The following is a 26,051-nucleotide window of genomic DNA, read 5'->3' on the forward strand; positions in this document are numbered from 1 at the left end:
TAAAACAACGAATGTTGGTATTAAAGGAAAAAGGAAGAAAGCCGGCTGGGATAACGATTATCTCGAATATCTAATCAAATTATGATGCGTTTGCCCTGTTCCAATTAGTTCAAAACTATGAATATTGGAGTAGCTTTTTTGATTATTTCGCATTTTTTGCTGGTTATTGTTTTTGGGAATTAAGGTATTCCCTGGAGGAGTAATTAAAACATTATTGTTTTAAATTATCATAAAATCACTCTTTTTTTGCAACAATACTTATCGGATTAAAAATTTGCGGGATTTGTTTTGGATCGTTTTTATAAACAGTTATTGTTCCCTTCACAAGAACGGTTTTGTCTTTCAAATCTTCGATTTTGATATTCAGTTTTTCGAGGTAACTGTTAGAAATTACCACCGTAAAAATGCTCTCTGGATAGGGCTTATCGATGTTGATATAATTTGTGCTTTTGCCTTCGGCAGCAAGTTTGAAAGAAACTACTTTCCCTACAGCACAAACTTCTTTATCCATATAATCTTTGACCTTGGCAGTTGTGATGGTGTCTTGTGAAAAACAATTTGTAGAAAATACAAGAAGAAAAGCTATTGCAAAATTTTTCATTGTGGGTGTTTTTAGATTGATTTTGTTATTAGATTAAACACAAAAAAGTTAGATTATTGTCCTTAAACTTTCTTATTTTGGCTAATTTATAACAATTATTTCACTTCTTTAATCAAATAAATATAAACAGGAAAGTGGTCGCTAAATCCAACATCATTAAGAGAATGCCGTAACGGATATCCTTTATATTGACCCATGGTTTGAATCATGAACGGCCTATTATAAATTCCTGCTTTCCAATAGCGGAATGAAAAATAATCGTTTTTGATTAATGTTTCCGAAACCATAATTTGGTCAAAAATATCCCCTGCATCCCGATAAAATAGAGTTGCATTTCCATCTTTATACATTTGTTCAAAAGGATTGTAGACTCCAAATTGTTTTACTTCCGATTTTTTTAACTTAGCTCCTATTCCTTCTTTCACACTTTTATTGTAAGTTCCATCATTTAAATCTCCCATACATATAATTTTTGCTTCAGGATTAACTTTATAAATTGAGTCCATTATTTTCCTGTCTAATTTTCCGGCAGCCTCCCGAAACGGACTGCTTTTTTTCTCTCCTCCAGAACGGGATGGCCAGTGATTTACTAATAAATTGATTTCTTCACCATCAAGAAATCCGGTTACTAAAAGGATGTCTCTTGTATAAACTCTATTAGTATTTATAACTTCTATTTTGTCTTCATCTCCTTTATCTTCTTCAGTTTCATTTTCTTTTTTGATTTCTTTATTAGTGTTGCCTCGGTAGATTATCAACGGAATATTTATAAAACTGGTGGGTTTGAAATGTTTCTTTTGATATAATAATCCCACATCTATTCCTCGCTTGTCAGGAGAATCAAAATGCACAATTCCGTAATCGATTGTTGCAAGGTTGGATGTTTTTATTAAGTCTTCCAAAACACCGCGGTTTTCAACTTCGGAACATCCGATAAAAGTTGGTGCTTCTTTTTGTTGATCATTAGTACCTATTTGCATCAAGACTTTCGAAAGATTCTCTAATTTTTGGTTGTATTTCTTAGAAGTCCATCGTTGCAATCCATTGGGCAACCATTCATCATCATAATTGGTTCCTTTAATAGTGTCAAATAAATTTTCAAAATTATAGAATACAACCGTACGCACAATATATTTTTTATTTTGAGCTATGGTCAAATTTATTGAAGATAACGCAAAGAAAATGGCAATGAAACTTTTAATTCTCATAATTTTAAATTGTATTGGAAAAAAATTAGCGAAATATTAAGAACAAATGTAATTAATAATAATTTAAAATGTACATTTACATTTTTTTTAAGAATATTATTCGTGTTAAATTTATTGATTTTATGAAAGGAATTCTTGTTAACGTATTATTTATAATGCAATTATCGTTTAGTTTTGGACAATCAAATACTGTGATTTCGGGTAAAATCATAGATTCAAAAAATCAAAAACCAATCGAAAGTGTTGTTGTTGCCATCCAAAACACGAATTTGACCCAACTTACTGATGCAAATGGAAAATTTTATTTTGACCAAGTTGTAACCGGAAAACAATTATTGTTTATTAAAAGTGAAGGTTACAAAGATCAGTTGCTTCAAATCGACATTATTGAAGGAAACACTTTGGATTTAGGTATTATAGCTTTAGAAATTGACTTAACACAAGAAAAGCAATCGGCGTTAATAACCATTAGCGAAACTGATTTGGATGACGATAACAGCACTTCTGAAAGTACGACAAGTTTACTACAATCTTCACGTGACGCATTTTTACAAGCGGCGGCCTATAATTTTGGGGCAGCACGCTTTAGTGTTAGGGGAATTGACAACAAATATTCTAACGTGATGATTAATGGAGTTTCAATGAACCGAGTTTCTGATGGAAGACCTCAATATGGGAATTGGGGCGGTTTGAACGATGCTTCGAGAAACCAAGAATTTACAAATGGCTCGGCTCCTTCTGATTATGCTTTTGGAGGGATTGCAGGAACGCAAGAAATAAACACCAGAGCATCTATATACAGACCCGGGACAAGAATATCCTTTCTTAACACAAATACCAATTATAGTTTCCGGGCAATGGCGACTACTTCTTCCGGAATGAATAAAAAAGGCTGGGCTTATGTGGTTTCCGGCTCAAGGCGTTGGGCTCAAAATGGTTATTTTGAAGGTACTGATTATAGCGCAAATTCTTTGTTTGCAAGTGTCGAAAAGAAATTTAATGATAAAAATAGCCTCAACTTTACCGCCATTTATGCCCAAAATAAAAGAGGGAAGAATTCTCCAAATACTGCCGAAGTTTCCGATTTAGCAGGTAATAAATACAATTCCTATTGGGGATTACAAGAAAGTAAAACAAGGAATTCCAGAGAGAAAAAATCAGCAGAACCTTTGTTTATGTTGACTCACTATTGGAAAATAAATTCAAAAACTAATTTGAATACCACAGTTTCATATCAAATTGGTCAAATCGGTAATAGCAGAATAGATTACACAAAAGCAGATAATCCTGACCCTACGTATTATAGAAAATTACCGAGTTATTATTCCAATTTATTTCTAAATGGAATTTATGTAGGTGACAGTCCTGAAAATAGTGCAAAAGCAGATTCAACCAAAGTGAGTTTTCTGAAAAACCATCAATTAGACTGGAAAAATATGTACAAAGTTAATGGGCAAAACTTCGCAAATGGTAGCCGATTTGTATTGTATCAAGATCGAAATGACGAAAACATTGCCATCGCAAATTCTAATTTATCAACGCTACTTTCTGAAAACGTTTTAATGACAGCCGGTGCAAACTACTTGTATTCTAAAACAAAGAATTTTAAAAATATGCTGGATTTGTTGGGAGGAAATTACTATACAGATATTAGCACTTTTGGCATATCCGAAAACCAACAACAATCAGACTTGAACAATCCTTTTAGGACTTTAGGCGTAGGAGAACATTATGGCTATAACTACAACATTGTTGCTACAAAATTGGAGGCTTTTACACAGTTTAAATTTGTTTTTAAAAAAATAGATTTCTATTTAGCACAATCATTCTCCCGTTCTGGTTATCAAAGAGAAGGTTTTTATAAAAATGGTTATTATCCAACGAATTCCTATGGAAAAAGCGAAAAAATGAACTTTGATAATTTTGGATTTAAAGGCGGTTTGACTTATAAATTGAGCGGAAGAAATTATGTTGATTTCAACGCAATTTATATGACAAAAGCGCCAAATGTAAAAGATGTTTTTCCAAATGCCCGCGTAAACAATTCGGTTACGGACGAAATCACAAATGAAACTATCAAAGCAATAGATTTGAGTTATGTTTTTAAAACACCAAGATTTAAAGCAAGATTCACAGGATATTTCTCAGAAATTTTAAACTCAACCGACATAAGTTTCTATTATGCAGATGCCGTCAATAGTAGCGGAAATGGAGCATTTGTTTCTGAAGTGGTAACCGGAATGAACAAAAGAAATAGAGGAATTGAAACGGGTTTAGAATATCAAATAACGTCGACAATAAAACTTATTGGAGTTGCTGCCTATGGTGAATATACCATCACCAATAATCCAAATGTAAGTTTGACGAACGACGCTTCTTCAACCGTGACAAATTATGGTCAAGCAAAATTAGCTGGCTACAAACAAGCTGGTATGCCCCAACAAGCCTACTCCATTGGAATAGAATATAGAGATCCTAAGTTTTGGTGGATTGGTACCAATGCTAATTATTTAGCTTCCAATTATCTTGATGTTTCTTCCTTGTTGAGAACAGATAATTTCTATACAAATGTTGACAATGCCGGAATGACAATAGACCAATCATTAGCAGATAGCTATTTGGAACAAGAAAAATTTGATTCATTTTTTCTGCTTAATGTTGTGGGAGGAAAATCTTGGAGGATGAAAGAAAAGACGTTGGGTCTTTTCACAACCGTAAATAACGTTTTAGACATTACCTATAAAACAGGAGGCTTCGAGCAATCAAGAAACGCCACCTATAGACAAGAATATGAAGATCATCAAAGTAGTGGACCAAGTGTTTTTGCTCCAAAATATTTTTACGGATACGGAAGAACATATATGGTAAATATCTATTTAAATTTTTAAAGATCAGACATTATGAAAAGTAAGGTAAAAAATATTTTTATTATAATATTAATGGTTTTATTTACGGGCTGTGTGAATGATACTTTTAAAACTCCTATTCAAGATGTATGCGTTAGCCCAGGATTATCAAAAACTAAAGAAGTGGCAAACATCTATACAATGGCAATAAATCCAGTAGTAAAATCTCCAAGTGTAATTCCAAATACCCCGATTTATACCGCAGATGACATCATAGAAGGCTGCGTAATTTCAAGCGATGAAGGCGGCAACTTTTACAAAAGTATGTACTTTCAATCTTTGGATGGTTCGAAAGGATTTAATCTCTCGATAGATGAAAGTAATGTATATACCAAAAATTTCCAGCCAGGAAAAAAGGTGTTTTTAAAACTAAAAGGACTTGCTTATGGAAATCCAACCAGTTTTGCAATGGGATTAACTTTTGGCGCTCCGCCGACGGAGCAATATACTGTTGACAGATTATCTGGATCAACCTATAAAAAGTATTTGATTCCTTCCTGCGATTTGGTTAGCGAAGAGGCTATAATCCATAAAATAACTTTGGCTCAAGCAAATAATGACACCTTTTTGAATACCTTGGTCGAGTTTGATAATGTACAATTTACTGATGAATCTTCCAGCGGAACTTATGATACGTTTAGAAATGACAATTACGATTCAAGTACTTACATTACAAACGGTTCCAATTCACTTATCGTGAGAACTAGCCGATATGCCAATTTTGCGGGTTATAAAGTTCCATCTGGCAAAGGAAAAATAAGAGGCGTTTTGACCAAATACAATTCAAGCTACCAAATTATTTTAAGAACGGAACGCGATGTAAATATGCCGAATCCGAGGGTAGATTACATTTTACCTATAGGCGGAACCAGCATTAAATATCTCTCCACTTTCAAGGAAACTTTCGAAAGCTATGCTGCAACAACAACTGGGGCAATCTTCCCAAAATATGTAAATGACGCTTTTTTTGGTTCCAGATATTGGGACGTGAAATCGTTTAAGTCAAACAAATACATCCAAATGTCATCGTTTGGTTCTGGGGGAACAAACAAAACTTATTTGGTATTACCTGTGGCTTTTACACCAGGTAAGAAACTTTCGTTTAAAACCAAAGATGGCTTTTATCTCGGACCTGTTCTAAAAGTATATTATTCCACAAATTATATTCCTAGCGGAGACATAAGCAAGGCGACGCTTGTGGATATTACTTCCAATTTTTTGATTTCAAGTGGAACATTAAATGGTTATCCAACTAATTTCATAAATAGTGGAAGTTATCTTATTCCGGCTAATTTAACCGGTAACGGTTTTTTTCTTTTCGAATATAGTGGAACTGCAACCGTAACAACTTCAATTCAAATCGATGATATTATCATAAATTAAATGCTGTGACTTATATTTGTCGTTGAAATGAATCAAAATTTAAACAAAAATGAGTTCCATTCGATTTGCTTTTATAAATAGTAGTGCTGTTTTTTATAAACTTGTAATGCTTATTTTTGCTTTACAATTTTCCAATATTCAAGCTCAAATACAAATGAAAATACCGCCCTATTTACAAAAAGGAGATACAATTGCTATTTTGGCAACAGCCAGAAAAAACATAGATGATAACCTCAAACCCGCTATAGATTTACTGCACAGTTGGGGATTAGAAGTCGTAATCGGAAAAACCATCGGACTTGACAATAATCAATTGGCTGGAACTGATGCGCAACGTGCCGAAGATTTTCAGCATCAACTGGACAATCCAAATATTAAAGCAATTTGGTGTGTTAAAGGTGGTTATGGCACAATACGAATGATAGATTTATTGGACTTCACAAAATTTAAGCAAAACCCAAAATGGATTGTTGGCTTCAGTGATGCCACAGTAATTCACAGTTATCTTAACAAATTAAATTTTGCTTCCATTCACGGCGCAATGCCTATAACAGTTGGAAGAGCAACTCCAGAAACGATAGAAAGTTTACGAAAAGCACTCTTTGGCGAAAGCCTGAAATATGAAATTCCTTTTGATTCTGCCAATCGATTAGGAAATGCCAAAGGTGAAATAGTGGGAGGAAATTTATCCATTTTATACAGTCTGATGGGTTCCAATGCCCAAATTGATTGTAAAGACAAAATTCTTTTCATCGAAGATATTGATGAATACTTATATCATATCGATCGAATGATGATGAGCCTGAAACGTTGCGGTTGCTTTGATAACCTGAATGGTTTGATTGTTGGCGGAATGACAAAAATGAGAGACAACGACATTCCTTGGGGAAAAAATGCCAACCAAATCATTGAAGATGTCACCAAAGGATATTCATTTCCAATTTTATATAATTTTCCTGCAGGACATTTTCACGATAATAGAGCTTTAATTTTTGGCAAACAGGTTTCATTAGAATTAACTGCAGCAACTTCAAAGTTGACTTTTGAATAATCGTGATTTTAAGACCTATCAAACCGAATACTTCGACTGAACACTGACTACTGAATTATGGCCGATCACAACGAATTAGGAAAACTAGGAGAAGAATTGGCTGTTGAATTTTTACAAAAAAATGGTTATGCAATTCTGGAAACCAATTGGACATTTCAGAAAGCCGAAATAGACATCATCGCCCAAAAAGAAAAAATACTTGCTATTGTCGAAGTAAAAACTCGTTCTTCATTAGATTTTGGTTTGCCTCAAGACTTTGTAAAACCAAAGAAAATTCAGCTTCTGGTAAAAGCCGTAAACGAATATGTAATTTCAAAAGATTTGAATATTGAGGTACGTTTTGACATCATTGCCGTTCATAAAGAAGGCCAATCTTTTGCAATAGAACATTTAATAGATGCTTTTTATCATTTTTAAGCTTAAATTATTGTCGATATTTTTATAACAAATTGTTTTTTTATTTATATTTGCGGAAAGTTTTGTTAGATTACCATGGTTTTTCGCATTGGTTTTTTAGAAAAAAAAACGATTTAAAAAGTATGCTTCCCATAAAATAAACCAACATAATTATGAAAACAGTTTCTTCAATTGTAGAAAATTACATTAAAACAAAACCTTTTTTATTGAATGCATTGTCTCTTGGGATAATCAATTTAACATCTTTGTCAAGGAATATTATGATCGAATTGGAGTCCGAATTTGGTAAAGAAGTCAAACAAGGCGCAGTTGTTATGGCATTAAAAAGACTTACTGAAGAACTAGACTTTAGACTCAATCATAAAATTAATAAAGTCATAAAAAACATTGGCGAAATCACTGTTCGTTCCTCATTGACAGACTATACTTTTTCGGCATCGGAAACCGTTTTGAACAAACAAGCCGATTTAATTACTGATATCAACACTTTTTCAGATATATTTTATACCTCATCTCGAGGTGTAAATGAAACCAACATTGTAGTAAGCAACAGCGTAAATCATCTTGTCGACAAACATTTTGCAAACGAAAAGTTAATTCAAAAACTGGAAAATCTAGCTTCGATTACGGTAAAATTACCCAAAGAAAACATCGTGGTTCCGGGAATTTATTATTTCATTTTTCAACGTTTGGCTTGGGAAGGAATCATCATCAACGAAGTGATTTCGACTTCTAACGAGTTTACTATTTTAGTAAGTGAAGACGAAGTAGATGTTGCTTTTAAAGTGATTAAGGATTTGAAAAATTAGAGATAGTCTAAAAGTTGATTAATACCTAAAATTAGATGAAAAACAAATATGTTGATTTTATTTCGGATGAACACTTGCTAAATTGTATTGCAAATCTTCACAAAGCGTATTTAAAAGCGAAGAATAATATCACGAAAAAGAACTTTTACAGCAACAAAGTTGATACGATTAAATTGACTTTTGACGCTCAATTCAACAACATTAATCAAGAAAGTTTAATTCAAGCCGAAATATTACGCCAAATTGACAAGTCTATAAATAACTCTATTGGGACTTTTCACGAGCAAATTTTGGGCGGAATTCAGGGTTTTCAAGTTGGGAATTTGAGTGGTTATGATATTAAGTCCAATGATGGAACTTTGTTTGCAATTTTAAACTTTGAATCATTATCTCAAAATATTGAAGAAGGAATATTCGAAAAGTTGTGCAATGATGCTCAATTCAACAAAATTGCCTCTTACTATTATGTGGATTTTTCTTCAAAGAATGATTCTTTAGAGAAATGGGTCATAGGAAATGAAGAATCTTCTGAAAGTCATAAACGAGTTTTTAAAACTTCTGGGAACAAGTTTTATCAATTATTGACAGGGAATGAAGATGCTCTTTCTTCATTGCAAAGTAAATTACCAATTGTTATTCGTGATTATTTAAAACTTCCTGTTTAACCAACAGCCATTTTAGCCGAAACCTTCCATAAATATGGAGGCATTGACTCATTTAATTCCCATTTTATACTCATCGGTTTTGAACCATAGTGTTCCAATAGCGTAACTTCCCCTAAAAAAACTGAAGCCATAGTATTTCCATACTCATCCTCATTTTTTTCACGAACAAAAAGAAGTATTATCTTTCCATCATTTACATGATTGATATATGATAATCCTTTCCCGCTTTCTAACCTGACTGAGTTTTGAGTTTGCCAATGAAAAAGATTTTCACTAATAGCAAAATCTTCGTATAAAGTTGTTGGGGAAAAATCTTTTTCTGATTTATTAAGTGTTATAAAAAGCAACTCCGTGTTTTTCTCTTTAGAGAGGGCTACCCCTTCTCTAATTTCACTTTTCTTTTGAAATGTATTAAACCCAAAAGCCGATAAAATTTGCTCACGTGTATATCTGCTGTGAAGTTTTAATGGTTGAGAATAAGGAAGTGAAATTTCTCTTTCAAGAAAATCAATTTTGTCAATAAGCATTTCTAAAACTTCAATTATTTCATCTATCAGAATTTTATTTTTCCCAATTGCATTTATGCTTTCTTCTAAAGACTGAAATCCTCCTGCTGATTGCCAAACATCATAATGAAGCATTAAACACATAGATTTTTCATCTTCACTTAGTTTGTTGAAACTAATATTGAAGCCTTTTTTGGCTAGCAATAATATAAAATTGAAATAAGAATTTGAATTACTTGAAAGCCATTTCTTATTAATTGCTCTATGGATTTCAGCCTCATTTATTGTTGGATAATCTTTAATTTGTTCAGCTAGGACGCATAACCGTTTCCAATTTCCTTTCTTATAAATTAGCTGTAATGGTATGTGATAAAAGTTTGAAAAATTTTTAAGCGTCAGAGGTAATGCAGTTTGGTATTTGTAATTTCGAATTTTATTGAGTAATTGATTTTTATTGAGCAATGTTGCATTTCTAATGTTTTCAAGAATAAATCCTTTTGCTTTTTTCTCAAGAACAATCGAACATCCTAATGGTAAATGGGGAAAATCATCTTCAATCTCTTTTTGAATGGATGTGTTCGTTTTTCCAACCAATGCTCTAAACTTACCTTCATAATCATATTCGGGTCGTGAATTGCCGACGAAATCCAAAACACTTAAACATTCTTTACCTTCTGCCAGCCTAAGACCTCTGCCTAATTGTTGTAGAAAAATTGTTAAGCTCTCTGTAGGTCTTAAAAACAAAACTGTGTCAATATCTGGAATATCAATTCCTTCATTAAAAATATCAACAACAAAAAGGTAATTGATTTCCTTGCTTGAAAACTTATTTCTCAATTCTTGTCTTAAATCATTTCTTGAGCTAACCAAATAATCTGCTTTTAAACCAGCAAGTAAAAATTTCTCTGCCATGAATTGTGCATGTTCTTGAGTAACACAAAAACAAAGAGCTCTCACATCATTTATGTCATTTAAATATTTGTTGAGATTAGTAATAATATCTCCTGTTCTTTTGTCATTTTGCGTATAAATTTTTGTTAGTTCACTTGGTAAGTACCTTCCATTTTGCCAAGTTACCTTTGATAAATCAATACTATCAGTAATTCCAAAATATTGAAAAGGGCAAAGAAGTTTTCTATTTAAGGCTTCCGGCAATCTTATTTCGGCAGCTATTGTATTACAGAAATCTTTTAGAATATCTTCTCCATCCATTCTTTCTGGCGTAGCTGTTAACCCTAAAAGAATTTTAGGTTGGAATCGATTTAGTATTGAACGATAGCTTGAAGCGGCAATATGATGAACTTCATCTACAATGATGAAATCATAAAATGATTCTGAAAGGTTCAGTGAATTAATTCTGTTATTTAGAGTCTGAACAGAAGCAAAAACACAATCATATTTTTCTGGTTCAATTCCATCAACCCACAATTCACCAAAATTATTATCTCTCAAAATACCTTGAAAAGTTGCTTGAGCTTGTTGTAGTATCTCTTTTCGGTGAGCAACAAATAAAAGTTTTGCAGATGAGTTTTTCTTTTTAAAATTTTTGAAATCGAATCCTGAAATTACCGTTTTTCCTGTTCCAGTTGCAGCAACAATTAAATTTCTAAAACGGTTGTGAACTATTCTCTCTGCTTCTAACTTTTCTAAAATTTCTTCCTGAAATGGAAATGGTTTAATATCAAAATAAGCAGCAGGATTATTTCTTTCAGAAATTCTCTCTTTCCTTAGTGCAACTCTTAATTTTTCTGAGTCATGTGCTTTATCAAACAATTGAAATTCTTTGTCCTGCCAATACGTATCAAAGGTCTTCTGAAATTTATCAATTATGTGCCCTACCTCTTTTGTTGTTACTTTTAAATTCCATTCCAACCCATTTGTAAGTGCAGAACGAGAGATGTTAGATGAACCAATATAACCCGTATGAAATCCTGTATTTCTGTAAAATAAATATGCCTTTGCATGCAATCTCTCATTATCAGTATTGTATGACACTTTAATTTCAGTATTCTTTAATCCAGACAAATATTCTACTGCTTTCAAATCAGTAGCACCCATGTAGGAAGTAGTAATTACTTTTAATTGGCCACCTCTTTCGGTAAATTCAAATAGCTCTTTTTCAAAAATTCTTATTCCAGTCCATTTTATAAAGGAAACAAGAAAATTGACTTTATCCGAAGAAAGAATTTCTTTTTTTATTTCACTTTCGAGTGAAATTCCCGCATTGTTTCCAGTAAATAATTCACTTTGTGACAACCTGGTATAAGGAGTTATTTCTTTTAAATGTCTTTCAAAATCAGAAAATGTATTATCAAGTTTCTTAAATATTGCCGAAAGAATTTTTGCTTCTGTAGTAATTAAATTCTCGTCAAAATCTTCATCCTTCAACTCTGTTCTTAAAAGAGAAATAATTTTATTTGAAAGAATAATTTGTTTTTCGACACTATCATCACCAGAAATCATGTTAAGTGCTAACCGAATTACTTCAATTAAATATTGCGATAAAACTCTTGCTGCTTCTCTCTTATCAATTTCACTTTCTTTTATATAAAATATATCTTTATCCAATTCATTTAGTTTGGATAAAATCAATTTGTTTATGAGCTGCTCATATAATCCGTTTTGCATTATTTGATAATTATTTTATTGTTCAGGTTAATTTAACTAATTTTAAATTGAATGTGTTGATTTAAAAAAATTATTTTATCAATAACTTAAATTCTCTTATTTCCCCAACATCTCCATCAATTCCAAAGCCCTCCTTGTTGTTTTCACATTATCAAAAGTTAATAAAAGACGCAAACCAGCTGGCGTTTGCTTTTCTTTCATTACACAAATACTGCTATTTTTTTGCACAAACTGAATCACTTGATGAAAACGGTTGGAAGTATAAAAATCCGATTGTTGATCCGCCACAAAATACCCAATCATCTTGCCTTTTTTCATCACTAATTTTTCGATTCCTACTCTGGTCGCAATCCATTTAATACGAATGCTATTCATTAATGCGAGAGCTCTTGGCGGCAATGGACCAAAACGGTCAATCAATTTATTTTGGAAAACTACTAATTCTTCTTCGTTTGTCATATTGCCCAATTCGTTATACAAACTCAAACGCTCCGTGACATTGTTGATATATTCATCTGAAAACAACAACTCAAAATCAGTATCGATTTGCAGGTCTTTCACATATTCTTTCTCCACTCCGCTATCTTCGTTTTCATACAAATCCTTGAATTCGTTTTCTTTCAATTCGTCGATGGCCTCGTTCATAATTTTTTGATAGGTGTCAAAACCAATTTCGTTGATGAAACCACTTTGTTCTCCACCCAATAAATCTCCAGCACCACGAATTTCCAAATCCTTCATCGCAATATTAAAACCACTTCCCAATTCCGAAAATTGTTCCAAAGCCTGAATTCGTTTTCGAGCATCATCCGTCATTGCCGAATATGGCGGACAAATAAAATAACAAAACGCTTTCTTGTTGCTTCGCCCCACTCGACCCCGCATTTGGTGCAAATCGGACAGTCCAAAATTATTAGCATTATTGATGAAGATTGTATTTGCATTGGGAACGTCTAATCCGCTTTCGATAATGGTGGTTGCCACCAAAACATCGAATTCTCCGTTCATAAAAGCCAGCATCAATTCCTCGAGTTTGCTACCTTCCATCTGACCGTGACCAATTCCAACTCTTGCATCGGGAACTAATCTTTGAATCATTCCAGCCACTTCTTTTATATTTTCTATTCGATTATTGACAAAGAAAACTTGTCCGTTGCGCTGAATTTCATACGAAATAGCATCCCGAATCAACTCTTCGCTAAAACCAACCACGTTCGTTTCGATAGGATAACGATTGGGCGGCGGGGTTGTAATTACAGATAAATCTCGTGCTGCCATCAATGAAAACTGTAACGTTCTCGGAATTGGTGTTGCCGTTAAGGTTAAGGTGTCAATATTAGCCGCGATAGTTTTGAGTTTGTCTTTTACGTTGACACCAAATTTTTGTTCTTCATCTACAATCAATAGTCCCAAATCTTTAAAAACCACATTTTTGTTGACTAACTGATGCGTTCCAATTACGATGTCGAGTTTTCCTTCGGCCAATTGTTTGAGCGTTTCGGCTTTTTGTTTGGCGGTTCTAAAACGGTTCAAATAACCCACAGAAACTGGCATGTCTTTCAGCCTTTCGGTAAAAGTGCGATAATGTTGGTACGCCAAAATCGTGGTGGGAACTAAAACAGCAACTTGTTTTGAGTTATCAACGGCTTTAAAAGCTGCACGAATGGCAACTTCGGTTTTCCCGAAACCTACATCACCACAAACCAATCGATCCATTGGGCGGTCGCTTTCCATATCGGCTTTGACTTCAGCAGTTGATTTGGTTTGGTCTGGAGTATCTTCATAAATAAAAGAACTTTCCAATTCGTTTTGCAAATAACTGTCGGGAGCAAAACGAAATCCTTTTTCCAATTTTCTTTTGGCGTACAATTGAATCAAATTGAACGCAATATGCTTGACTCGCGCCTTGGTTTTTTGCTTCAGAATCTTCCAAGCATTCGAACCTAGTTTGTAAATTTTTGGCGGTGTTCCGTCTTTTCCGGTGTATTTTGAAATTTTGTAAAGCGAGTGAATGCTCACATAAACGATGTCATTGTCGGCATAAACGAGCTTAATGGCTTCCTGGGTTTTGCCCTCTACTTGAATTTTTTGTAGTCCACCAAATCGTCCAATTCCGTGATCGATATGCGTTACATAATCGCCAACAGACAAAGTAGTCAATTCTTTTAAAGTGATATTTTGTTTCTTTGAAACATTACTCTTAATATTGAATTTGTGGTAACGTTCAAAAATTTGGTGATCAGTATAACAGGCAATTTGGTTTTCTTCGTCAATAAAACCTTGATATAATGGAAGAACAATCGTATTGTATTGCTTGCGAATATTCTCGGAATTGGCTTCGTCGAGCGTTTCGAAAATATCGTGAAAACGTTTTGCCTGATTTTCATTCGAACAAAATAAATAATTCTTGTAACCGTTAAAATGGTTGTCATTCAAATTATTCAACAACAAATCAAATTGTTTGTTGAAGGACGGTTGCGGTTTGATATAAAATTCGAACGAAATCTTAGATTTATAATTAGGTTTGGAACTCAATTCGATAATCGAAAAATCTAAACTTTTCTTGATGAATTCCGCCTGATTCAAAAATAATTGTTCTGGTGCAACATGTTTTACTGTAGCATTTAGATTATCAAAGATTTCTGTGGCTTTGCCAAATAATTTATCCAATTTAGAAAAAAGCAAATCGGTATTCTGTATGAAAATAATGGTTTTATCGTTGATATATTCCAAGAAACTTTCGCGGTTTTCCTGAAAGAATTTGTTTTCGACATTCGGAATAATAGTGATTTTCTTCTTCTTTTCGATAGAGAGTTGCGTTTCCACATCAAAGCTTCGAATACTGTCCACTTCGTTGCCAAAAAACTCGATTCGGTAGGGATTGTCATTCGAAAAGGAGAACACGTCAACGATTCCGCCACGAACCGAAAATTCGCCGGGTTCCGTAATAAAATCGACTCTTTTGAATTCATATTCAAACAAAACTTCATTGATAAAATCGATAGAAATTTTATCACCAACGGAAACTTTTAAGGTGTTTCTGTCCAACTCTTTTCGCGTGACCACTTTTTCGAAAAGTGCTTCGGGATATGTGACAATAATCGCGGGTTTTTTGCGGGAATTGATGCGGTTTAATACTTCGGCGCGAAGCAAAACATTAGCATTGTCTGTATCTTCAATTTGATACGGACGACGATACGAACCAGGATAAAAAAGTACATCCTGCTCACCAATCATTTGCTCTAAATCGTTTAAATAATAAGCCGCTTCTTCCTTGTCATTTAATATAAGTAAAAAGGGTTTTTCTGTCTTTTTGAAAAGTGATTGCACCACAAATGACAGCGACGAACCTATCAATCCGTTAAGCTGGATTTTCTGTTCGGTTTGTAGTAAACTATCACTAATTTGCTTGACTTTTGGCGAATTATCGTAGGTCTTGTATAAGATTGCTTTACTCAACGTGAGGCAGATTTGGATCAGGTTTCACATTTGGAATTGCTCTTGCAGTATCTAGCATTTTTAATAAATCAGATTCTCCTTCTTCAAGCGGAATTCTACTTTTTTGAACAATTTTATCCATTTGGTTTTGCAAAGAAACCAATTGTTCATTTATTTCACCAACCAAAACAAGTACTTTTTGGTCGGGAATATCACTTAAATGGATGAATAAATCCAACATTCTTACTTTGGTAACAAGAGTCGAAATTCGGGCTTTTATTTGGGGTTTGTTGAATTCTGCTGGAGTAAAATCATTCAATGCCATTGCCTTTTTAGACAGTTCTGTTGATTTTTTTTGGAAAGCACCAATAGTTTTCTTGGGCTTTTGCTCTAATTCTGCCAAAAACAAACGCCACTCGTTCCAAGACAATTTATTAGCTTGTGAAGTTGCATTGATGGGATTTGCATTAAAAACCCAGCCTTTATTGATATTTTCAAAAATTAATTCTTTCTTTTTGGCAGCTTTCTCGGTTTCGACAAGACGTTTTTCCGTATCGTTTTTACACGAATTCAGAACAAAGACGAGAGAAAAGAGATATATAAATTTAAATTTCATTTCGATTTCATTAGGCTGCAAAGTTACGAAGTAAATTTACAATTACGAATTACAACTTCAGAATAAGAATCTAACATCTCGAGGACTCATTTCTTACTTTTACAATATAAAAATTAAGAAATTCAACAAGTTTTTCACTATCATTTCACTATATTTATTCGTTTTTTCGTGAAATTTTGCTATTTACGAAAACGTTATCTTTGTTTTTTTAAAACCAAACAAATGAATCCTAAAATACTGATTATAGGCGCTTGCGGGCAAATTGGAACAGAATTAACCCATAAACTTCGGCAGTTATACGGAACCGAAAATGTCATCGCTTCCGATATTCGAAAATTGAACAATGATATTGTAAATTCTGGTACTTTTGAAGTCGTGAATGCATTAGATTTCAACCAAATTGAACATCTTGTGGAAGTTCATCATATTACCGACATTTATTTAATGGCGGCTTTACTATCAGCTACAGCCGAAAAAAATCCTGCATTTGCCTGGGATTTGAATATGAATTCCTTATTTCACGTTTTGAATTTAGCGAAAGCTAAGAAAATAAAAAAAATATTCTGGCCATCAAGCATCGCTGTTTTTGGACCCACAACTCCACGGGAAAACACGCCACAATATACTATTATGGAACCTTCAACAGTTTATGGAATCAGCAAACAGTCTGGCGAAAGATGGTGCGAATATTACCATTCTCATTTTGGGGTTGATGTGCGAAGCGTGCGATATCCCGGATTAATTAGTTGGTCGACTCCTCCAGGTGGAGGAACTACGGATTATGCGGTGGACATTTATCATAAGGCCTTGAGTGATGGAAAATATGAGTGTTTTTTGTCCTCAGAAACCAAAATGCCAATGATGTATATGGACGACGCCATTGATGCAACAATCCGAATTATGCAAACTCCGGCGGAACAAATCAAGATTCGTTCATCGTACAATCTGGCAGCGATGAGTTTCACTCCAACTGAGATTGCCGCTGAAATAAAAAAACATATTCCTGATTTTACCGTAACATATCGTCCTGATTTTCGTCAAACAATCGCCGATAGTTGGCCAGCCAGCATAGATGATTCTTGCGCCAGAGAAGACTGGAACTGGCATCACGAGTTCGATCTAGAAAGTATGACAGCGGAAATGTTGAAGAATCTGCGATAAGGAAATTGCTTTTAAAAAAAATCTTACATCTATCTAAAAATTACTAACCAAAAACCATAAATCAACAAAATTTAAAACTAATGAAGAAACTATTTATTCTAGCCTTATTGATAATAGGCGGACTTGTTCAAGCACAAACAAATACATCAAATATCCTTTTACAGCATGACAATAGACCAATTGATTTTCCAAAAGTAAATACTGCTACATTAAAAGAAGCTGTTGCAATTGTGATAAAATCTTCGGATGAAAAAGTCAAAAAAATCATTGCTGCTCAACCTCAAACTATTTCAAATATTTTAGTTGCTTATGACGATTTACAATATGAAATTAATGATTTGTCAATGAAAATAGGGTTGATTTCTTCAACTTATTCAAATGAAGCTATTCGTAATGCTGCTTATGAAGAAGACGAAAAATTATCCGTTTACGGAAGTGCTCTTGGCTTAAACGAACCTTTATATAAAGCTATAAAAAAGTTTTACACAACCAAAGGATCTTCTTTGTCCAAAGTTCAAAAAAAGTTTTTATCCGAGGAAATTATTTCGTTTGAAAAAAATGGAATGAAACTTAGTACTAATGATAGAAAGCCATTGGAGGCCTTGAATAAAAAACTAATTGAATTAGGAAATGCATTTGATAAAAACATTGCAGAAAGCAAAGATAGTTTGGTGTTTAATGAAATTGATTTAAAGGGAATTGATTCGGAAACACTTAATTCTTGGAAACGATCAAATGGCAAATATGTAGTTTATGTAAATGGTCCGAATGTAGTGAAAATTGGTGAAAATGCGGAAAATAGCAAAACTAGAAAAAATTTTGGTTTGCGTTATAACAATAGAGCTTACCCTAAAAACATAGCTGTTTTAGACAGCTTGTTGTATTACAGAAATGTGTATGCCAAAAAATTAGGATTTAGTTCTTACGCTGCTTATGCTCTTGCGGATAAAATGGCAGCTAACCCTGAAAATGTTTGGGCGTTTGAAAATAATTTAATACTAAAACTAACACCTTTGGTTACTGATGAAATAAAAACGTTAAAAGCATTTAAAAATGAAGTGAGTCCAACAGAATCAGACACTTTGTACGGTTCGGATTTTAATTATTACAGCAAAAAAATGCTCAATGCCAAATATCAATTAAACAAAGACGAGGTAAAAGAATATTTTGAAATGAATAACACCATAAATGGTATGTTCACTGTGTATGAAACTTTGTTGGGAATTCAAATAAAACCGGCAAACAATATGCCTGTTTGGGACACAAAAGTAAAAACATATGAAATATGGAACGAAGGAAAAAAAGCGGGAAGTTTTTATTTAGATCTTTATCCAAGAGCAAATAAATATACTCATTTCGCTTGTTTTGCAATTAGCCAATACTTAAAAAAAGGGGATGTCGAAACATTGCCAATAGCGGCACTTATTTGTAATTTCCCAGAAGGAACAGCCAATGAACCATCACTATTAGAACACGATGATGTAATTACGATGTTTCACGAATTCGGGCACTTGGTTCATCGTTTGTTGTGCCATCCTGCAATTGCTTCTCAAAGTTCTTCTGCAGTTAAAAGAGATTTTATCGAAGCTCCTTCCCAATTTTTAGAAAACTGGTGTTGGGAATATGATGCTTTAAAAATCTTTGCAAAACATTATAAAACGGGGGAAACACTCCCAAAAGAATTATTCGATAAAATGAAACAAACTCAATTGGTAAATATTGGAAGTCAATATATATCACAAGTTGCATTTGGTCTAATCGACTTTTCCTATAAGGACAAATATGAAGAAGTAAAACAGAAAGGAACTTTACAAATCTTTAAAGAAAAGATGTCTTTAAATCAATTGCCTTTTAACGATAATAATCATATGATTTGCGGGTTTGGTCATCTAAACAGTTATGGGGCTAATTATTATGGTTATCTGTGGTCTAAAGTCTATGCAGAAGACATGTTTTCAGTTTTTAAAAAGAATGGCGTTATGGATCCTGCAACCGGAATTAGATACAAAAAAGAAATTCTTGAAAAAGGCGGTACGGTTCCAGAAACTGAAATGGTAGAAAAGTTTTTAGGCAGAAAGTCCAATTCAGATGCTTTCTTAGAGTCATTAGGCATAAAAAATTAATGAATTTAATAATACAAAAAAGGGGATGATTTTATAAAATCATCCCCTTTTTTCATTAAAATAAAAAGCTATTTTATCTCATAAGTATTGTCTGCCTGCTTCACATCAGCCATTAATCCGCTTGGATCGATTGTTATTTTTCTGATTTCGGTTTTGTTTCTGGAAATACTAAATTCATACGTTGGATAAGCCCAAGCCCAATCGTTTAAAACTGTCCTTTTCACTGCTGGGTTTGAATTCACTTTTTCAAAATTCATCATTCGTAACGGAATGTAGAAACTCTCTTTTGTACCGTCGGTATATTCTACCAAAATATCAATAGGCATTGGCATCCTGCCAAATCTTTCTAAGGTAATTATAGCTCCCAGCCCTTTATTATCAGCACCTTCGCGAAGGCAAGTAATTCCATAATCTATAGTATTTATGGTTTGGGTCCAATTCGTTAAATACCAATCTAAGTTTGCTCCCGAAACGCGTTCAGCAGTTCTCATGATGTCGTTTGGTGTTGGATGTTTGAATTTGAAATCTTGGAAATATCTTTTCAGCGTTTTATTTACGTTCTCTTTTCCAATCACATATTCAAGCTGCGACAAGAAAATACTACCCTTATAATAAGAGGCTGTTGAATACAGTCTGTTCTCGTCATAATAATCTCCAGGAATGGTCTGTGGCTGCTCCTTTCCTGATTCTACTAATTTATAATAGGCTAAGTAAGTTTCCTTAAAAGGGTTTTCTTCTTTTTTAACAGCAATTTCATTGAGTGCCAAATATTCTATATAGGTTGCAAAACCCTCATCCATCCATGGATGTTTACTTTCATTAGAAGCCAAAATTTGCTGAAACCATGAATGTGCCAATTCATGCGGTGCAGAATTCAACATTCCTTCAACCGTTCCGTTTCCTAATATCAAAGTACACATTGCATATTCCATTCCGCCGTCGCCACCTTGAATAAATGAGTATTGTTTATAGGGATAATCGCCAACGGTGTTGTTGAAAGACGTCATTATTTTGACCATTAAAGGTTCTAATTTTTTCCAATTTTCTATAACAGATGCTTTATTTTTATAAAGAAAATGTAAATCAACATTGTTGGGTCCTTTGATTACATCGTGAAGGTAATTTTTATCGGCAGCCCAAGTAAAATCGTGAACCATTGGAGCATAAAAATGCCAAGTCAAGGGTTTGATATTCTTTGGATAAACAACAGTAACTCCTGCATCCTGATAACCATGACCAATTTCGTTTGAGTTCTGCAAATAACCACTTCCGCCCAAAACATAATCTTTGTCGATAGTGATTTTTACATCAAAATTTCCCCAAACTCCGTGAAATTCTCTAGCAATGTATGGATCTGCATGCCAACCTTCGAAATCAAATTCAGCTATTTTTGGATACCATTGCGCCATTGACAATTCGACACCTTCAACATTATTCCTGCCGGAACGACGAATTTGAACTGGAACTTGTCCGTCAAAATCCAATGTGAAAGTAGTTTTTGAATTGGGTAAAATTGGCTTTGCCAAAGTCACTTCAAGAATAGTTCCAACGATTTTTGTATTGGCAACAACTCCATCTTGCGTGAAATTTGAAATATTTAAATAACCAATTTCGTTCAGTTTCAAGGTTTTGATTCTGCTTTCCTTAATTTTCTTGTCTCCAACATTTATTTTATTGACCATTCTTGCATCAGGATCTTTGATGCTTTGAAGTCTGGCATCCATTTCACTTCCAGGTTGAAAAGCATTGTTGAACAAATGATAAAAAACACGTTTTAAGGTATCTGGCGAATTATTGGTGTAGACTAATTCCTGTTTTCCTTTGTATTGGTAATTTTTCACATTCATTACAACGTCCATTTTATAGTCAACGTGCTGTTGCCAATACCCAGAACTTTGAGCAAATAGATTTCCGAAACTCAGGGAAAGGATAGAAAGTATAAAGATTTTTTTCATAATAGATAATATAAAAAACGAAAGGACAAAAGCACTTCCATTTTAAAAATAAAGATAATTTAATTATTTTTTTGATATTTTTTGAGCCATTAACAAAGCGTTGTAAGCATTGACAATTTTTCCTGATTTAGAAGATTCCGAAGCCGATTTTTTTTCGTGTGACGATCCTAATTCAATTATTTCAGGCAATGGTGTGCCAGAGTCAATTATGATTTGTTTCACTTGTTTTGCCGATAATTTTGGGTAATACGAGCGGATTAAGGCTGCAACTCCGGCTGCATTTGGTGAAGCCATCGAGGTTCCTTGTTCGTATTTGAATTTGTTGTTGGGAACAGTTGAATAAATTTCTGTTCCTGGAGCATATACATCTACGTTAAATTTGCCATAATTTGAAAAATCCGCAATGACACCATCTCCATAAATATAATTCAATGCTCCAACAGTCAATATATTGGTAACAAATTCTTTTTTATTGTCATCAGAATCATTTGGAAAACTAGCATTTTCAGACAAATCAATGTTTAGTCCATCGTTTCCAGAGGCATGAACAAAAAGAACATCTTTCTTTTCGGCATATTTTATGGCATCATACACCCATTGCTTGTGAGGAGAATAACTTTTTCCGAAACTTCCGTTGATTACTTTGGCCCCATTATCAACTGCATAACGAATGGCTAATGCAATATCTTTGTCATATTCATCTCCATTGGGTACGGCTCTTATGGTCATGATTTCTACATTATTGGCAATTCCATCACCTCCAATGTTGTTATTGCGTACTTGAGCAATAATTCCGGCAACGTGTGTTCCATGAAATGCTTCTTCTTTGTCCGGACCACAAACGTTGTTATTTCCATATTTAGAGTTTTTTATATCTTCCGGATTGTCTCCAACTATTTTTCGACCATCAAATTCTTTGTTAAGGTTATAGTTTATTTGATCATAAATATAGTCTGAATATTCTTTTAATCCAGAACGAAAATCAGGACCTGCATTGGTCAAGATTCGGGTCATAATTTTTTTGTTTTTATTTAAATCGGCATCTGTGGTTGTAATTCCATTCAAATCTTCAATAGTATATTCTTCCTTGTTTAAATGTTTTTGAATAGATTTATCAGCAGCCATCAAGAAATCGACTTGCATTTTGTCCTTCATTGCTTTATCGTATTTTTTATCATAAGCAATAAGGGCACTTTTATAGGTTGCCGATTTATCGTCACCTTTTTTTAAGATTCGGGTCATTTCCAGGGTTTCTTTTCCAGCATCACCTAGAAAATTCCATCCGTGAATGTCATCAATATATCCGTTTCTGTCATCGTCAATTCCGTTACCGGCAATTTCCTTTTTGTTAGTCCAAATAACAGATTTTAAATCTTCGTGGTCTATATCAACCCCAGAATCTATAATTCCAACAATTACTTTGACTTCTTTTTTGTTTTTTAACAATTCTGAATACGCTCTATCAACGCTCATTCCCGGTATCGTGTCTTTGACCAAATCCAGATGTGACCATCGTTGTAATTCTGTTTCGCTCAGTTTTTCTTTTTTGACAATAAAATTATTGGTGCTTTGAGCGCTAACGGAAATGGATACAGTTAAGCATGCAATAATTGATAAATAGGTTAATTTGAAGCGTTTCATTAGGAGTGTAAATTTAAAATTAGGTCTCAAAAGTAAATTTTTTTTCATCAAAAAACCAAGTGATTAACACTAACTTAAGATTTCATCACAACTAAAAACTTCCTTCAACCGCACACCTCTTTCAGTATTTTCAACTGTGATTATTTGGTTGTGGGCATCGTGTTCCAAGAACAAATAGTAATTGTTTTCGGCTGCTGCAGTAAGAAATTTTGCTTTTTCAGGCATAGTCAAAAGCGGTCTTGTGTCATAACCCATCACATAAGGAATGGGAACGTGTCCGGAGGTAGCCAATAAATCTGCACAAAAAACAATCGTTTTATCCTGATATTTAATATGTGGAATCATCATTTTTTCGGTATGACCGTTTACAAAGAAAACCCCAAAATCAAGTTCCGATTTTTCGACAAAATCCCCTTCGGGTAATTGCAAAAAATTCAATTGTCCGCTTTCTTGTATTGGCAAAATGTTTTCTGAAAGAAACGATGCTTTTTCACGAGGATTTGGTTTTGTTGCCCATTCCCAATGGTTTTCATTTGTCCAATATTTGGCATTTTTAAAAGCAACTTCATATCCTGTTTTGTCTTTATTCCATTGCACACTTCCACCACAGTGGTCAAAATGCAAGTGTGTCAAAAAAACATCAGTAATGTCATCACGATGAAAACCATATTTTGCCAATGATTTATCGATAGAATGTGTTCCCCAAAGCGAATAATAACCGAAAAATTTCTCAGATTGCTTATTTCCCATTCCGTTATCAATCAGAATCAGGCGATTTCCATCTTCAATAAGCAAACATCTTGCAGCAAGATCAATTAAATTTTTATCATCTGAAGGATTGGTTTTGTTCCAAATTGTTTTTGGCACAACGCCAAACATTGCACCACCATCAAGCTTAAAATTACCAGTTTCAATAGGATATAGTTTCATAATTTGTTTTGTGTGATCTAAAGCAAACAAAGTTAGGAAATACATTTACTTAAATAAAATGCCAAATCAACTTTTTCTATTCAGTTATAGTTATAAAAATGTTATATGTTTGACTAAAAGGCGAAATTGTGATATCTTTGTGCTCTATTTAGACAAATTCTATATAAGCTATGATAAAGGTTTCTGATACTGCCAAAAAGAAAATCATCGATTTAATGAAAGATGATGGTTTTGATGCTGCAATTGACTACGTGAGAGTCGGCGTGAAAAGCGGCGGTTGTTCCGGATTGTCTTACGATTTGAAGTTTGACAAAACTAAAGGCGAAGACGATAAAATTTTTGTGGATAACGAGATAACAATTGCCGTGGAGAAAAAATCGTTTCTCTATTTAGCCGGAACAATTCTCGAATTCTCTGGAGGTATAAACGGAAAAGGTTTTGTTTTCAATAACCCAAACGCAAGTAGAACTTGTGGTTGCGGAGAATCGTTTTCTCTATAATATTAACCCTTTCAGGGTATAATAAACAATAAAAAAATGTCAAAATACACCGAAGACCATTTACGAGTTGAACTCGAAAGCAAAGAATACGAGTACGGATTTTATACTGATATAGAATCGGATACTTTTCCTATAGGTTTGAACGAGGACATTGTTCGTGCCATTTCCCACAGAAAAGAAGAGCCACAATGGATGACCGATTGGCGCATCGAGGCTTTTCGTGCTTGGGAACAAATGAAAGAACCAGAATGGGCAAATGTGCATTATCCAAAACCTGATTTTCAGGCCATTTCCTATTATTCTGCTCCAAAAGCTATAGATCCTAATAAATCATTGGACGATGTAGATCCTGAACTTTTAGAAATGTATAAAAAATTAGGGATATCTGTTGATGAGCAAAAAATGATGAATAATGTTGCTATGGATATTGTAGTTGATTCTGTTTCAGTAGCGACAACATTCAAGAAAACCCTGAACGAAAAAGGGATTATTTTTTGTTCGATTTCAGAAGCGATTCGTGAACATCCAGAATTAGTTCGAAAACATCTTGGAACTGTTGTGCCGCAAAAAGATAATTTCTATGCAGCATTAAATTCGGCTGTTTTCTCTGACGGAAGTTTCTGTTATATTCCAAAAGGCGTTCGTTGTCCAATGGAACTTTCGACTTATTTCCGTATCAATCAAGCCGGAACCGGACAATTCGAGAGAACATTGCTGATTGCGGACGAAGGTAGTTATGTTTCCTATCTTGAAGGTTGTACCGCTCCAAGTCGTGATGAAAATCAATTGCACGCTGCAGTTGTTGAACTTATCGCAATGGACGATGCCGAAATCAAATATTCTACCGTTCAAAACTGGTATCCTGGAAACAAGGAAGGAAAAGGCGGAGTTTTCAATTTTGTAACCAAAAGAGGTTTGTGTGAAAAAAACGCAAAAATTTCTTGGACTCAAGTCGAAACAGGTTCTGCCGTAACTTGGAAATATCCATCTTGTATCTTAAAAGGCGATAATTCGGTGGGCGAATTTTATTCGATTGCTGTAACTAATAATTTCCAACAAGCCGATACCGGAACCAAGATGATTCACCTTGGCAAAAACACAAAATCAACGATTATTTCCAAAGGAATTTCTGCTGGAAAATCACACAATAGTTATAGAGGATTGGTAAAAGTAGGTCCAAATGCAGACAATGCAAGAAACTTTTCGCAATGCGATTCCTTATTAATGGGAAATAATTGCAGTGCCAATACTTTTCCTTACATCGAAAGTAAAAATCCTTCAGCCAAAATAGAACACGAAGCCACGACAAGTAAAATTGGTGAAGACCAAGTTTTCTATTGCAATCAACGTGGAATTCCAACCGAGAAAGCAATCGCTTTAATCGTGAATGGTTTCAGTAAAGATGTATTGAATAAATTACCAATGGAATTTGCAGTTGAAGCACAGAAATTGTTGGAAATTTCACTTGAAGGTTCAGTAGGTTAAAAATAAACAAAGTATAAAACACATTCGA

Annotated in this window: 18 protein-coding genes; 10 read left to right on the forward strand and 8 right to left on the reverse strand. The window is 33.9% G+C overall.

Going from position 1 to position 26,051, the window contains the following annotated elements; genetic code table 11:
• Positions 1–235: 235 nt before the first annotated feature.
• Together ACH2BV_RS09925 and ACH2BV_RS09930 are read right to left on the reverse strand one after the other, a co-directional pair.
• Positions 236–601 carry a hypothetical protein gene (locus ACH2BV_RS09925; RefSeq protein WP_395050569.1) on the reverse strand — a complete coding sequence of 122 codons (366 nt, stop codon included), beginning with the start codon at positions 599–601 and terminating at the stop codon, positions 236–238.
• A gap of 95 nt (positions 602–696) precedes the next feature.
• Positions 697–1,809: an endonuclease/exonuclease/phosphatase family protein gene (locus ACH2BV_RS09930; RefSeq protein ID WP_395050570.1), complete on the reverse strand. Its 1,113-nt coding sequence runs from the start codon at positions 1,807–1,809 to the stop codon at positions 697–699.
• A gap of 122 nt (positions 1,810–1,931) precedes the next feature.
• Between ACH2BV_RS09930 and ACH2BV_RS09935 the strand changes: the two genes are divergently transcribed.
• From ACH2BV_RS09935 to ACH2BV_RS09960, 6 genes are all read left to right on the forward strand, one after another.
• Complete coding sequence (locus ACH2BV_RS09935) at positions 1,932–4,697, forward strand: carboxypeptidase-like regulatory domain-containing protein (protein WP_395050571.1); 2,766 nt, start codon at positions 1,932–1,934, stop codon at positions 4,695–4,697.
• Between the two features lie 12 nt (positions 4,698–4,709).
• Positions 4,710–6,098, forward strand: a complete 1,389-nt coding sequence (locus ACH2BV_RS09940; RefSeq protein WP_395050572.1) for a DUF5689 domain-containing protein — start codon at positions 4,710–4,712, stop codon at positions 6,096–6,098.
• 49 nt (positions 6,099–6,147) lie between these two features.
• Complete coding sequence (locus ACH2BV_RS09945) at positions 6,148–7,149, forward strand: LD-carboxypeptidase (protein ID WP_395050573.1); 1,002 nt, start codon at positions 6,148–6,150, stop codon at positions 7,147–7,149.
• A 57-nt stretch (positions 7,150–7,206) separates the two neighbouring features.
• Positions 7,207–7,566 carry a YraN family protein gene (locus ACH2BV_RS09950; RefSeq protein ID WP_395050574.1) on the forward strand — a complete coding sequence of 120 codons (360 nt, stop codon included), beginning with the start codon at positions 7,207–7,209 and terminating at the stop codon, positions 7,564–7,566.
• A gap of 152 nt (positions 7,567–7,718) precedes the next feature.
• Entirely contained in the window at positions 7,719–8,375 is a 657-nt protein-coding gene (locus tag ACH2BV_RS09955; RefSeq protein WP_395050575.1) for an aspartate kinase, read from the forward strand.
• A 35-nt stretch (positions 8,376–8,410) separates the two neighbouring features.
• Complete coding sequence (locus tag ACH2BV_RS09960; protein WP_395050576.1) at positions 8,411–9,040, forward strand: Eco47II family restriction endonuclease; 630 nt, start codon at positions 8,411–8,413, stop codon at positions 9,038–9,040.
• On the opposite strand, the gene ACH2BV_RS09965 is transcribed toward ACH2BV_RS09960, so the two are convergent.
• The 3 genes from ACH2BV_RS09965 to ACH2BV_RS09975 all read right to left on the reverse strand — a co-directional run bounded on the left by ACH2BV_RS09965 (position 9,037) and on the right by ACH2BV_RS09975 (position 16,228).
• Positions 9,037–12,174 carry a DUF3427 domain-containing protein gene (locus tag ACH2BV_RS09965; RefSeq protein ID WP_395050577.1) on the reverse strand — a complete coding sequence of 1,046 codons (3,138 nt, stop codon included), beginning with the start codon at positions 12,172–12,174 and terminating at the stop codon, positions 9,037–9,039. The genes ACH2BV_RS09960 and ACH2BV_RS09965 overlap by 4 nt on opposite strands.
• Positions 12,175–12,270: 96 nt before the next feature.
• The gene (gene mfd, locus ACH2BV_RS09970; protein WP_395050578.1) at positions 12,271–15,633 is read right to left on the reverse strand and encodes a transcription-repair coupling factor; all 3,363 of its coding nucleotides are present in this window, start codon (positions 15,631–15,633) and stop codon (positions 12,271–12,273) included.
• Positions 15,626–16,228: a hypothetical protein gene (locus ACH2BV_RS09975; RefSeq protein WP_395050579.1), complete on the reverse strand. Its 603-nt coding sequence runs from the start codon at positions 16,226–16,228 to the stop codon at positions 15,626–15,628. The genes mfd and ACH2BV_RS09975 overlap by 8 nt, the downstream gene beginning before the upstream one ends.
• A 222-nt stretch (positions 16,229–16,450) precedes the next feature.
• Here ACH2BV_RS09975 and ACH2BV_RS09980 point away from each other — a divergent pair, with 222 nt between their 5' ends.
• Both ACH2BV_RS09980 and ACH2BV_RS09985 read left to right on the forward strand, forming a co-directional pair.
• Positions 16,451–17,389 carry an L-threonine 3-dehydrogenase gene (locus ACH2BV_RS09980; RefSeq protein WP_395050580.1) on the forward strand — a complete coding sequence of 313 codons (939 nt, stop codon included), beginning with the start codon at positions 16,451–16,453 and terminating at the stop codon, positions 17,387–17,389.
• Positions 17,390–17,469: 80 nt separating this feature from the next.
• Positions 17,470–19,512, forward strand: coding sequence for a M3 family metallopeptidase (locus tag ACH2BV_RS09985; RefSeq protein ID WP_395050581.1), 2,043 nt, complete (start codon positions 17,470–17,472; stop codon positions 19,510–19,512).
• A gap of 68 nt (positions 19,513–19,580) precedes the next feature.
• Here the strand turns inward: ACH2BV_RS09985 and ACH2BV_RS09990 are convergent, their stop codons facing one another.
• The 3 genes from ACH2BV_RS09990 to ACH2BV_RS10000 form a co-directional block, all read right to left on the reverse strand.
• A complete protein-coding gene (locus ACH2BV_RS09990) occupies positions 19,581–21,467 on the reverse strand; it encodes a M1 family metallopeptidase (RefSeq protein WP_395050582.1) in 1,887 nt (628 codons plus the stop codon).
• 63 nt (positions 21,468–21,530) lie between these two features.
• Positions 21,531–23,108: a S8 family peptidase gene (locus ACH2BV_RS09995; RefSeq protein WP_395050583.1), complete on the reverse strand. Its 1,578-nt coding sequence runs from the start codon at positions 23,106–23,108 to the stop codon at positions 21,531–21,533.
• A gap of 69 nt (positions 23,109–23,177) precedes the next feature.
• Positions 23,178–24,038, reverse strand: coding sequence for an MBL fold metallo-hydrolase (locus ACH2BV_RS10000; protein ID WP_395050584.1), 861 nt, complete (start codon positions 24,036–24,038; stop codon positions 23,178–23,180).
• Between the two features lie 170 nt (positions 24,039–24,208).
• Here ACH2BV_RS10000 and ACH2BV_RS10005 point away from each other — a divergent pair, with 170 nt between their 5' ends.
• Positions 24,209–24,538 carry a HesB/IscA family protein gene (locus ACH2BV_RS10005; RefSeq protein ID WP_395050585.1) on the forward strand — a complete coding sequence of 110 codons (330 nt, stop codon included), beginning with the start codon at positions 24,209–24,211 and terminating at the stop codon, positions 24,536–24,538.
• 36 nt (positions 24,539–24,574) lie between these two features.
• Positions 24,575–26,023, forward strand: a complete 1,449-nt coding sequence (gene sufB / locus ACH2BV_RS10010) for a Fe-S cluster assembly protein SufB (RefSeq protein ID WP_395050586.1) — start codon at positions 24,575–24,577, stop codon at positions 26,021–26,023.
• The last annotated feature ends 28 nt before the right edge of the window (positions 26,024–26,051 follow it).

It is taken from the genome of Flavobacterium sp. (assembly GCF_043780635.1).
GTDB lineage: Bacteria > Bacteroidota > Bacteroidia > Flavobacteriales > Flavobacteriaceae > Flavobacterium.

Excerpts from the sequence above, each read along its gene's own strand:
- ACH2BV_RS09990 (WP_395050582.1), bottom strand. The coding sequence starts at position 21,467 with ATGAAAAAAATCTTTATACTTTCTATCCTTTCCCTGAGTTTCGGAAAT.
- ACH2BV_RS09930 (WP_395050570.1), bottom strand. The coding sequence starts at position 1,809 with ATGAGAATTAAAAGTTTCATTGCCATTTTCTTTGCGTTATCTTCAATA.
- ACH2BV_RS09955 (WP_395050575.1), top strand. The coding sequence starts at position 7,719 with ATGAAAACAGTTTCTTCAATTGTAGAAAATTACATTAAAACAAAACCT.
- ACH2BV_RS09985 (WP_395050581.1), top strand. The coding sequence starts at position 17,470 with ATGAAGAAACTATTTATTCTAGCCTTATTGATAATAGGCGGACTTGTT.
- ACH2BV_RS09950 (WP_395050574.1), top strand. The coding sequence starts at position 7,207 with ATGGCCGATCACAACGAATTAGGAAAACTAGGAGAAGAATTGGCTGTT.
- ACH2BV_RS09975 (WP_395050579.1), bottom strand. The coding sequence starts at position 16,228 with ATGAAATTTAAATTTATATATCTCTTTTCTCTCGTCTTTGTTCTGAAT.
- ACH2BV_RS09935 (WP_395050571.1), top strand. The coding sequence starts at position 1,932 with ATGAAAGGAATTCTTGTTAACGTATTATTTATAATGCAATTATCGTTT.
- ACH2BV_RS10000 (WP_395050584.1), bottom strand. The coding sequence starts at position 24,038 with ATGAAACTATATCCTATTGAAACTGGTAATTTTAAGCTTGATGGTGGT.
- ACH2BV_RS09940 (WP_395050572.1), top strand. The coding sequence starts at position 4,710 with ATGAAAAGTAAGGTAAAAAATATTTTTATTATAATATTAATGGTTTTA.
- ACH2BV_RS09980 (WP_395050580.1), top strand. The coding sequence starts at position 16,451 with ATGAATCCTAAAATACTGATTATAGGCGCTTGCGGGCAAATTGGAACA.
- ACH2BV_RS09945 (WP_395050573.1), top strand. The coding sequence starts at position 6,148 with ATGAGTTCCATTCGATTTGCTTTTATAAATAGTAGTGCTGTTTTTTAT.
- sufB (WP_395050586.1), top strand. The coding sequence starts at position 24,575 with ATGTCAAAATACACCGAAGACCATTTACGAGTTGAACTCGAAAGCAAA.
- ACH2BV_RS09965 (WP_395050577.1), bottom strand. The coding sequence starts at position 12,174 with ATGCAAAACGGATTATATGAGCAGCTCATAAACAAATTGATTTTATCC.
- ACH2BV_RS10005 (WP_395050585.1), top strand. The coding sequence starts at position 24,209 with ATGATAAAGGTTTCTGATACTGCCAAAAAGAAAATCATCGATTTAATG.
- ACH2BV_RS09995 (WP_395050583.1), bottom strand. The coding sequence starts at position 23,108 with ATGAAACGCTTCAAATTAACCTATTTATCAATTATTGCATGCTTAACT.
- ACH2BV_RS09925 (WP_395050569.1), bottom strand. The coding sequence starts at position 601 with ATGAAAAATTTTGCAATAGCTTTTCTTCTTGTATTTTCTACAAATTGT.
- ACH2BV_RS09960 (WP_395050576.1), top strand. The coding sequence starts at position 8,411 with ATGAAAAACAAATATGTTGATTTTATTTCGGATGAACACTTGCTAAAT.